The sequence below is a fragment of the Binatus sp. (SeqCode) genome (assembly GCF_036522015.1).
In the GTDB taxonomy this organism is placed as follows: Bacteria; Desulfobacterota; Binatia; order Binatales; family Binataceae; genus Binatus.
Genome location: NZ_DATDGQ010000315.1, coordinates 1 through 10464, shown reverse-complemented (window position 1 = coordinate 10464; position 10464 = coordinate 1). Strand labels below are relative to the sequence as shown.

The 10464-nt window shown below is 62.8% G+C and carries 8 protein-coding genes; 7 read left to right on the top strand and 1 reads right to left on the bottom strand.

Annotated features, from left to right (window positions below):
• From VIW95_RS13445 to VIW95_RS13415, 7 genes are all read left to right on the top strand, one after another.
• The coding region (locus VIW95_RS13445; RefSeq protein ID WP_331587338.1) for a selenium-binding protein SBP56-related protein at positions 1–1289 on the top strand (1289 nt) is incomplete at its 5' end.
• On the top strand, positions 1286–1921 hold the full coding sequence (locus VIW95_RS13440) for a hypothetical protein (protein ID WP_331587336.1): 636 nt from the start codon (positions 1286–1288) through the stop codon (positions 1919–1921). The genes VIW95_RS13445 and VIW95_RS13440, both read left to right, overlap by 4 nt.
• A gap of 33 nt (positions 1922–1954) precedes the next feature.
• On the top strand, positions 1955–2653 hold the full coding sequence (locus VIW95_RS13435; RefSeq protein ID WP_331587334.1) for a response regulator transcription factor: 699 nt from the start codon (positions 1955–1957) through the stop codon (positions 2651–2653).
• A gap of 31 nt (positions 2654–2684) precedes the next feature.
• Positions 2685–4061, top strand: coding sequence for a HAMP domain-containing sensor histidine kinase (locus VIW95_RS13430; RefSeq protein ID WP_331587332.1), 1377 nt, complete (start codon positions 2685–2687; stop codon positions 4059–4061).
• A gap of 73 nt (positions 4062–4134) precedes the next feature.
• Entirely contained in the window at positions 4135–5394 is a 1260-nt protein-coding gene (locus VIW95_RS13425) for a TolC family protein (RefSeq protein WP_331587330.1), read from the top strand.
• A complete protein-coding gene (locus VIW95_RS13420) occupies positions 5394–6395 on the top strand; it encodes an efflux RND transporter periplasmic adaptor subunit (RefSeq protein ID WP_331587328.1) in 1002 nt (333 codons plus the stop codon). The genes VIW95_RS13425 and VIW95_RS13420 overlap by 1 nt, the downstream gene beginning before the upstream one ends.
• Complete coding sequence (locus tag VIW95_RS13415; protein ID WP_331587326.1) at positions 6392–9457, top strand: efflux RND transporter permease subunit; 3066 nt, start codon at positions 6392–6394, stop codon at positions 9455–9457. The genes VIW95_RS13420 and VIW95_RS13415 overlap by 4 nt, the downstream gene beginning before the upstream one ends.
• Before the next feature lie 15 nt (positions 9458–9472).
• Here VIW95_RS13415 and VIW95_RS13410 read toward each other — a convergent pair whose 3' ends face one another.
• Positions 9473–10138, bottom strand: a complete 666-nt coding sequence (locus VIW95_RS13410) for an isoprenylcysteine carboxylmethyltransferase family protein (protein WP_331587324.1) — start codon at positions 10136–10138, stop codon at positions 9473–9475.
• Positions 10139–10464 lie beyond the last annotated feature (326 nt).

The following is a 10464-nucleotide window of genomic DNA, read 5'->3' as shown; positions in this document are numbered from 1 at the left end:
CTGCGAACGGAAAACATGACGCGCTGTGCGTGCTCGACCTCGATCCGAAATCGAAAACCTACTCGCAGGTAGTCGGGCGGGCTGAAGTACCGAACGCCGGCGACGAGTTGCATCACTTTGGCTGGAACGCGTGCAGCGCGGCGCTGTGTCCGTATGCGCCGCATCCTCATATCGAGCGGCGATATCTGCTGGTGCCGGGATTGCGCTCGTCGCGCATCTACGTTTTCGACACCAAGCCTGACGCGCGGAAACCGAAGCTGGTAAAGACGATCGAGGCGGACGAGATCGCATCGCGCGCGGGATACAGCCGGCCGCATACCGTGCATTGCGGACCAGACGCGATTTACGTCAGCGCGCTGGGAGATCCGAAGGGCGACGGACCGGGCGGAATTTTCCTGCTCGATCACGAAAGCTTCGACGTGCTTGGGCGATGGGAAGTCGATCGCGGGCCGCAGCGGTTCGCGTACGATTTCTGGTGGCATCTCGGTTGGGACGTAGCGGTGACCAGCGAATGGGGCACACCGAAAATGATCGAAAACGGCGTCGTGCCCGAGTTGCTTCTGGGAAACAAGTACGGGCACGCGATTCACATCTGGAACCTGCGCAACCGGCGGCATCTGAAGTCGCTCGACCTTGGCCCCGAGAATCAAATGGCGCTCGAGCTGCGTCCGTCGCACGATCCGACCAAGACCTACGGCTTCGTCGGGGTGGTCATCTCGACCAAGGATTTGTCGGCGTCCATTTGGCTGTGGCATCGCGACGGCGGCGACTGGAAAATTCGCAAGGTGATCGAAATTCCAGCCGAGCCCGCCGACGAGAGCCTGCTGCCGCCGGCGCTAAAGCCGTTCAAGGCGGTGCCACCGCTGATTACCGACATCAACCTGAGTCTCGACGACAAGTTTTTGTACGTTGCGTGTTTCGGCACCGGCGACCTGAAGCAATACGACGTGAGCGACCCGTTCAAGCCGAAGGAGACCGGCAGCGTGCGCCTGGGCGGAATCGTGTCGCACGGGAAGCATCCGAAGAGCGAGCCGCTGAACGGTGGGTCGCAGATGATCGAGCTGAGCCGCGACGGCAGGCGCATCTACATTTCGAATTCGCTGTACGGCGCGTGGGATGCGCAGTTCTATCCGGAGGGCGTGCGCGGCTGGGTCGCGAAGATCGATTGCGCGCCGGCCGGCGGGATGACGATCGATCCGAATTTTTTCACCACCTTCGACGGCGAACGGCCGCATCAGATTCGCCTCGAGGGCGGCGACTCGTCGTCCGACTCGTTCTGTTATCCGTGACGGCGGCGTGGCCGTGGATAGCGGTCGCGGCGCTCGGCGCGTATCACGGAATCGATCCGTCGATGGGCTGGCTGTTCGCGGTTGCGCTCGGACTGCAGGAGCGGCGGCGCTCGAAGGTGATTTGGGCGCTCGGCCCGATCGCAGTGGGACATCTCGTGTCGATCGCGGCAGTTGTCGCGATCATTGGCGTGCTGCGCCTCTTCTTCGCGATCGATTTACTTCGACCAATTGGCGCGGCCGCGCTGATCCTGTTCGGGCTGTTTCGCTTCATCTGGCCGCGCGCGCATCCGCGCTGGGTTGCGATGCGTGTCAATGCGGCGGAGCTTGCGCTGTGGTCTTTCCTGATGGCGTCGGCGCACGGCGCGGGCTTGATGTTGTTCCCAATATTGATCGGGATGACGCCGAATTCCCCGCACGCACATCACATGGCCGCGGCCCACGTGCACACGGTCGCACAGGCGTTAGCAGTAGTGCTGCTGCATACCGGCGCGATGATTGCGGTTACGGGCGCAATCGCGATTTTAGTTTATGAATGGGTTGGATTGGCGATCCTGCGCAGCGCCTGGATCAACCTCGACACAATCTGGGCCGGGGCCCTGGTCGCCGCCGGAGTCCTGTCGCTAGCAATCTGACGTGGTTCGCCCGCTTTTTTTGCGTACGGTGGCGTGGCAGCATCTGGGGTGATGAACGCGTTGCGGATTCTACTGATCGAGGATGAAGCCCGGCTGGCTAACTCGGTCAAGCAGGGGCTCGTCGAGGACGGCTTTGCGGTCGAGATCGCAGGCAGTGCGGAGGCGGCCGAACCGATAGTCGCGCGCGGCGCGCTCGACCTGATCGTGCTCGACATCGGGCTTCCCGGGAAAAGCGGGCTTGAACTGCTGCGCGAGATGCGCGCGGCGGGCAACCAGACTCCGGTGTTGATCCTGACCGCGCGCGGGGCGCTCGAGGAACGCGTGGCGGGACTCGACAGCGGCGGCGACGACTACCTGGCCAAGCCGTTTGCGTTCGCCGAGCTGGTGGCGAGAATCAAGGCGCTGGCGCGGCGTCCGCGGACACCGGCCTCGCCAATCCTCAAAGTCGGCGACCTTGAATTCGACACGGTCAAGCGGCGCGCGAAAATCGGCGAGCACAATCTGAACCTGTCGCCGAAAGAAAAGATGCTGCTCGAATTGCTGATGCGCAACGCGGGGCAAGTAGTGACACGCGACATGATCGCGGAGACGGTCTGGGATTCGAATTACAGCTCGCTGACCAACCTGATCGAAGTCTTCGTCAATCGACTGCGGCAGAAGATCGATCCGCGCGCCGACCGTTCGCTGATAGTCACCGTGCGCGGAGTTGGATACACGATGCGCGCGGAATGACACCGCCGCGCGCACCGCGCGACCGCGGCCAATGACAATCAGACTCAGGCTAACCATCTACTGGGCCGCGATACTGGCGGGTATTCTACTGGTCGCGGCGATCGCCGCATTGACGCTCTTCGCCCGTCAGCAATTCAGCGCGCTGGATGCTGCGCTGCTGGAAGAGACCGAAAACGCTGCCGACCAAATCCAGCGCGGCGGCACCTCGAGCGCGGCCGGAATTCTGCAGCGGCTGAGTCTGGAAACGGATATCGGGCCGGGACGGCGGGTGCGAATAGTTACGGCGCATGGCGAGGTGGGAAACTTCGGCGACGTCCACACTATTCCGCCGCCATTCGATCCGGCGCTCCCGACGCATCCGGCGATCATCGCCAATCCCGCCTTTCGGTTTGCGGTCGTTCCGATGCTGTACAATGGCGAGATCGCGTACCTGCAAAGCGGCGTGCAGGCGGGCCTGGTTGACGAATCGGTTGACAACCTTCGCAACTTGCTGCTGCTGATGGTGCCGATCGTACTGATACTCTGTGTCGGCGGCGGGTACCTGCTGGCGGGCCGCGCGCTGCGTCCGATCGAATCCGTCACCGAGGAGCTCGACGCCATCGGGCCAACCAATCTCAGCTCGCGGCTGACGGTCCCGCCGGTGGCTGACGAAGTCGCGCGGCTCACGCAAGAAATCAACTCGCTGCTGGAGCGGCTGGAACGCGCGTCGGCGACCGAGCGAAGATTCGCGTCCGACGCGGCGCACGAACTGCGGACTCCGCTGTCGGTGCTGCGAACGGGGCTCGAAGTAGCGCTCGCGCGCGATCGCTCGCCTGATGAAAATCGCGCGGCACTTGGCGCGGCGCATCGCGAGGCGCTGTCGCTATGCAGGATCGCCGACGAACTGCTGATGCTGTCGCGGCTCAACGGCGAAGTGATGGTCGATCGGCGCCGGCTGAATCTTCGCGCGCTGCTGAGCGAGATAGCCGCGACGGTCGGGCCGCTGGCGCAAGCGCGCGAGATAAAGCTTACGCTCAGCGCGCCCGAGGACGTGTTCGTCAACGGCAACGAGGGGCATCTGCGGCGTCTGATCGTCAATCTGCTCGACAACGCGCTGAAGTTTACGCCAGCCGGGGGATCGATCGACGTCGGACTGAAGAGCGACGCGAACCGCGCGATTATTCGTGTCGCCGACACCGGCGAAGGAATCCATCCGGCGGAGCTGCCGCACATTTTCGATCGATTCTTTCGTGGTGCCGGATCTGCCGGCGAAGGCAGCGGATTGGGCTTGAGCCTCTGCCGGGAAATTGCGCGGGCGCATGGTGGCGAGATCGCTGCGGCGAATCTCCCGTCGGGTGGATCAGCGTTCGTCGTGACGCTGGAGCTTTACCACGAGGACCCGAATCGAGCGACCGCACCGCTCCGATAGCCGATCCCGCTCAACAACTTGCTTAACTTCCGTTAATTTGGACTGTTGGCAGGGCGCTGTTAGAATTTTCAAAATGGAGCCATTTTGCCGCCACCTATCTGCGGCCGTGCTTGCTGCCGCGATCCTGTCCTGGACGTCGATGGCGCACGCCGCGAGCATAACTCTGTCCGACGCGGTCGAGCGCGCGCTGCACGTCGCGCCGTCGGTCGACGTCGCCGCCGCGGCGAGCGATATGAGCGTCGCCCACGTGCGCGAGCAGCGCGCCCCACTGTTTCCGACCATTGGCGCGGGCGCGGAGTATTACCAGGCGCCGGGCTACGATGAAGTCGTCACCAACCGCGGACTTTCAGCCGGGATGCTGACGCTCGACTACACAGCGTGGGACTGGGGACGGCGGCGGGCACTGCTGCGTGCAGCAGAATACGTAAACGAAGCGTCGCGGCTCGGCGTGGCGGCGGCGCGCGCGCAAATTGTTTTCGACGCGTCGGTCGCGTACTTCGATCTGCTTCGTGCGCGCGGAGCGCAACATGCCTTGGAGGTCAGCCTCGACCGGTTGACGCGCTACGTAACCACGATTCAGGCGCTCGAAAAAAGCGGACGCATGATTACCAATGACGTGCTGAAGTTCCGCACCGCGCGCGACAGCACCGAGCTTGCGCTCGACGCGGCGCGTAGCAACAGCGAGCGCGCGAGCGCAACCCTGGGCATTTTGATTGGCGAGCCCAATCAACCGGACCTCGACATCGCGGACCTTCCCGGGCCTCTGCCAAAGCCGTCTGGCGATCTTGCACAAAGCCCCGTGATGCAGGCGGCGCAGCGCGCGATCGCCTCGGCGAACTCGCAAATCGTGGCAGCGAAGGCCGAGCGTCTGCCGACGTTCCAGGTCGCGTTCACGACCGGATTCGTCGGCATCGATCCGCCCAAGACGATCGCGCACAACTTTGGCGGCTCGTACGACGGCGTGATGTCGGTGCCGGTGTTCGACGGCGGTCTGATCGCGTCGCACATCGATCAGGCGAAGGCAAAAGCGCATTCGGCGACGGCGCAAGCGCGGCAGGCCGAGTACCTTCTGCGGCGGCGCGTGGCGGACGCGTCGCTTCGCTACGACGAGGCGAATCGGCAGCTCGACATCCTGTCGCGCGCGCAGCCGACGGCGGACGACAACTTCAGGTTGACGTGGTCGCGCTTCCTTGGCGGAGGATCCGCGACCATGCTCGAAGTGCTGGACTCCTATCAGCAGGCCGAGCAGTTGCGGCTCCTGCATTTCGACCAGCAATTCAACGCGCGCGAAGCGGTGGTGGAGACCAACTTGCTCTTCGGCCGTATCCAGTGATGAAGCGCGCGAGTGAGAACCGTTGCACCGCGGCGATCTTTGCGGCGCTGCTGGCGATGGTCCTGCTGACGGGATGCGGCGGCGAGAAAGCTGACAACGAAGACTCGAAGCCGGCCAATCCGACGCTGCTGGTGAGTGCAGCCAGGGCCGAAGTTCATCCGATGACGAGCGAGCTTCGGTTGCTCGGCAAGACGGTCGCGATGCGTCACGTCATCATGCGCGCGCCAACGGCGGGGCGCGTGATGGGCATGAAACTCGTCAGCGGCGATTCGGTGCGCAAGGGCCAGGTCGTCGCGCACGTAATCAATCGCGAGATCGAAGCGGCGGAAGCCGGGCTCGCGGTCGCACGCAAGATCGATCCACAGGACGCGCCGGCGCTGAGTGCGTCGGTCGGGCGCTATAATCACAGCGCGGGGATACCGGTGGTCGCGCCGGAATCGGGAGTCGTCTCGGCCCCGCCGGTCAGCAGCGGCCAGATGGTCGCCGACCTCGATACGATTGTCGATCTGATCGATCCGGCGAGCCTCTATATTGATACCTCGGTGCCGGTGAGCCAGCTCTCACTGATCCGGCCCGGGATGAGCGCGACGGTGACGACGCCGTTTCGTCCGGGCATCCAGTTCCCCGCGCGCATCGATGCGATCCTGCCGAGCTTCGACGCGGCCAGCGCAAGCTCCTCGGTGCGGACAGACTTCATCGGCTCGGATCGCATCGCGCAGGCGAACGCGCCGGTAGAGGTGCGCGTCGAGACGGCGAGCGTGCCCGACGCGATCGTAGTTCCAGCCGCCGCTCTGTTTCAGGATCAGGGCGTCGATCAGTACCACGTCTTTGTAATCGGCTCAGACGGCCGCGCGCACAAAAGGGACATCAAAGTCGGCTTGCGCGACAAAGATCTGGTTCAAGCAACCGACGGCATCAAGGTGGGCGACCTGGTCGTGACCTCGGGCGGCTATGCGCTGTCCGACGGCCTTGGCGTTCGCGTCGCGCAGGGCAATCAATGAAACGCGGCAGCTCAACGCTGGCGGTGCTGTCGGTGCTGGCAGCGAGCGTGCTCGGAGTAATCCTCGCGCGCACGATTCCTAGTGCGGTGTTTCCCGAAATTGTTTTCCGGCGTGCGACAATCCTCGCCGACAGCGGCGATCTGCCGGCCGAACAGATGCTCGCGTCGGTCACGCGGCCATTGGAAGAGAGCGCTTACAGCATTCCGGGCGTCGAGCTGGTGCGATCGACCACGACCCGCGGGAGCGCCGAGATAGACGTTACCTTCGGCGAAGACTCCGACCCCCAGATCGGTTTTCAGATGCTCAGCGCCGAGGTCGCGCACACCCGCGCGCAGTTGCCCAACGATACGCAGGTCAACGCGGTGCTGCTGACGACCGGCACGTTTCCGATCGTCGATCTGAGCCTGAGTTCGAAGACTCGCAGCCTGCCCGAACTTACCGACGTCGTGAACTACGACCTCGTGCCGAGCCTGCATAATATCAACGGCACCTACCGAGTCGGCGTGATCGGCGGCAAGTTTCGCGAATTCGTAGTACGGCTCGATCCGGCGCGGATGCTGCAACACGACTTGTCGCCTGCAGATGTCGTGGCGGGGCTGTCGAAGAACAATGTCGTCGCTTCCGCCGGCCGGATGAACGAAGAGCATCGCATGCTGCTGACGGTGGTGACGACCGACCTGCACCAGGCGGATCAGATTGCGCAGGTGCCGCTCTCGTCGGCGGGCGGTCAACCGGTGCGCGTCAGCGATATCGGTTCGGTCGAACTTGGAATCCAGGAGGATTACGTCCGCGCCGCATCCGAGAATGGCGCGGCGGTGTTGGTGGGAATCTCGCGGCGGCCGAGCGGCAGCACGGAGGCAATCGCAGCGCAGGCGCGGCAAATTCTCGCGGAGTTTCGTCAGCGCTATCCCGACATTCAGTTTTCGGTCTCCTACGATCAGTCGGACCTGGTCGCCGAATCGCTCAAGAGCGTGCGCGACGCGATCGTGCTTGGCCTAGCGCTGTCAGTGCTGGTGGTGTTGGCCTTCACGATGAGTCCGCTGAGCGCGATCGTCGCGGCGGTCGTGGTGCCGTGCACCGTCGCGATCACGTTCATCGTGATGAAGGCGGTCGGGCTGACCTTCAACATGATGACACTGGGCGGGCTCGCAGCCGGAATCGGACTTTTCATCGACGACGCAATCGTGATGATCGAAGCGATTCATCGCGAGCTCGCGGCGAAGAATTCCGCTGCTGACGCTGTCGCCGGAGCACTCAAGAGTCTTCAGCGCCCGCTGATCGCCTCGACGATGACGGTGATCGTCGTCTTCGGGCCGCTGGTTTTTACTTCGGGCGTGACTGGAATTTTTTTCCGATCGCTGGCCGCTACGCTCGGGGGCGGACTGGCGATTTCGCTGATCCTCGCCATCTACTTCACGCCAGCAATCGAGCTGGCGATCGCCCGGTTCCGCGGACGCGCGCGCGAGGCGGGGCGAATTTATCACGGCGTTCAGACCGCATTTCTGACCGCAGTCCGGCCCTTCATCCGACTTCCCGTGCTGGCGATTCCGGTCGCGATCGTTTCCATCGTCGTTGCGTACTTCGTGTACAACAACATCGGTACTGACTATCTGCCGCCGCTCGACGAGGGCGCGTTCATCCTCGATTACATCACGCCGCCGCAGAGCACGCTGGCCGACACGACAGCGATGCTCGACTCAATTCAATCGATTCTGAAAGCGACGCCCGAAGTCGCTTCGTTCAGCCGTCGCACCGGAACCCAGCTTGGATTTTTTCTGACCGAATCGAATACCGGAGACATGTCCGTGCGGCTCAAGCCCGACCGTAAACGGGATATAGACGACGTCACCAATTCGCTCCGCGAGCGCATACTGAATACGGTGCCGGGAGTGCAGATCGAGTTCTCACAAGTGCTGCAGGACTTGATCGGTGACCTTTCGGGCGTTCCGGAGCCGATCGAAGTCAAGGTTTTCGGCACCGATCAGAAAGTTATCGAAGCGACCGCGCGGCAGGTGGCCGACAAGATGCGCGCGATCCACGGCCTGGTGGACGTCAAAAGCGGAATCATCGAAAGCATCCCGGAGGAGGCGGTGGTGGTCGATAACACTTCGGCGGCGCACTACGGATTGAACGCCGATGATGTTCGCACTGCGCTCGATTCGGTGATTCAAGGGACGGTCGCCACCAATGTGCTTTCGGGCGATCGGCTGGTCGCTGTCCGCGTGCGCTACCCGGACGCATTCCACGAAGATTTGGGAACTCTGTCGGAGGTCATCCTAAAGTCGAGCACGGGTGCACGCGTCCCGCTGGCCTCCGTCACGAAGCTCAACTTTCTCGGCGCGACCAACGAAATCGACCGCGAGCGCCAGCGTCCGGTCGTGCACGTCACTGCGCGGCTCGAGGGTATCGACCTCGGCACGGGGATCAACGCGGTGAAAGAGAGTCTCGCGAAGATGCCGCTGCCGGCGGGAGTATCGCTCGAGTACGGCGGCCTCTACGCTCAGCAACAACAGGCATTTCACGAACTCGCGCTGGTGCTGGTAGCAGGAACGTTCATGATGTTCCTGATCCTGGTCTGGGAGTTTGCGCGACTCGCGCCCGCGATTGCCTGCCTGGTCGCTGCGATGTCGTGTCTCGCCGGCAGCTTCATCTCGCTTGACCTGACCGGCATGACGCTCAACATTTCATCGTTCATGGGAATCATCATGGTGGCGGGTATCACTGCCAAGAACGGCATCCTACTGCTCGATCATGCCGAGCGTGAAGTCGGCTCGGGCACCAAGCCAGGCGCGGCGTTGCTGGACGCTGCAACCGTCAGGCTGCGGCCAATCATGATGACAACCCTCGCCACCGCTGCGGGCCTGTTCCCGCTGGCACTCGGGTACGGCGCGGGCGCCAAGGTTCAGCAGCCGTTGGCGATCGCGGTGATCGGCGGCCTCGCGTTCGCGATGTTTCTCTCGACTCCGCTGGCGGGTGGAATCTACTTGTTGGGGACGCGCGGCAACCGCCGCAGTCAAGCTCGCCCGTCGCAGGAGCAGGGCCAGGACCCGGCCACCCGGTAAACACGCGCGCTCAACTCAAATCACCCCGGGCAACAGACGGTACCGAACGCGATCCATGTAGCTGCGATACGCTGCGTCCGCGCTCAAGTGTTCTTCCTCCTGGTCGATCCGCCATACCATGAAGGGAAGCGTTACGACTATCAGGAGAATATTGCGGGAGTTCGCGTAGGACATCGCATAACCAATCGAAAGTACCAGCCATCCGAAATATATAGGATGACGAACCCATCGAAATGGACCTTTTGATACGATTCCGCGGTTGGCCGGCAATATACCGAAGCTCCGGCCCATGTAAACGCGCGCGACCTGGGTCAGCAGCACGCCAAACAACTCGAAGACAAGTCCGACGGTCGCGAGTGCGCCGCTCGAGAGGGAGATCGGACGCATGAAGCATGGGAGGATCAGCATGGCGCCGGATGCAGCGACCGTTCGCAGATTCACCGTCGCGCTGCGCGGGACAAATCGGGCGAATGACATGACGGCCATGACTGCGGCGCCTGTCACCCATACAACGTTTGCGGCTCCGGCCAGGGTGAAACTGATTTCGCGGCCGGCCGGCAGCATCGCGAGTAAGAACGATACCGCGAGCACGCAGTCGCCAAGGGCACGCCTCAATCCGGCGACGGTTACATGCGATTGCAGAACTGCGGCGGGCGCAATGCGCGTGGCGACGGCTTCCATGAATCCATAGTGCGCCCGCTACATTATACCAGGCAAATGATAGCGAAATGTAAGTGAGAATCGCACTAACTACTCAGTTCTATAGTAACTTTTAACTATAGCAACACGCCGCCAGTCGTCGTCGATTGGCTACTCAGTTCGTCAGTTCGCGCGTCCGTCGTGAAGGCGTGAGCTACCGCCAGCGCGTCGCCATTGCCGCCCGCGCCACCTTTGCCTAAGATGACCTGCCTGAGTCTGTGGCTTCTTGGAGTGCCGAGGTGGCGGAATGGCAGACGCAGAGGACTCAAAATCCTCCGTGGGCAACCACGTGCGGGTTCAAGTCCCGC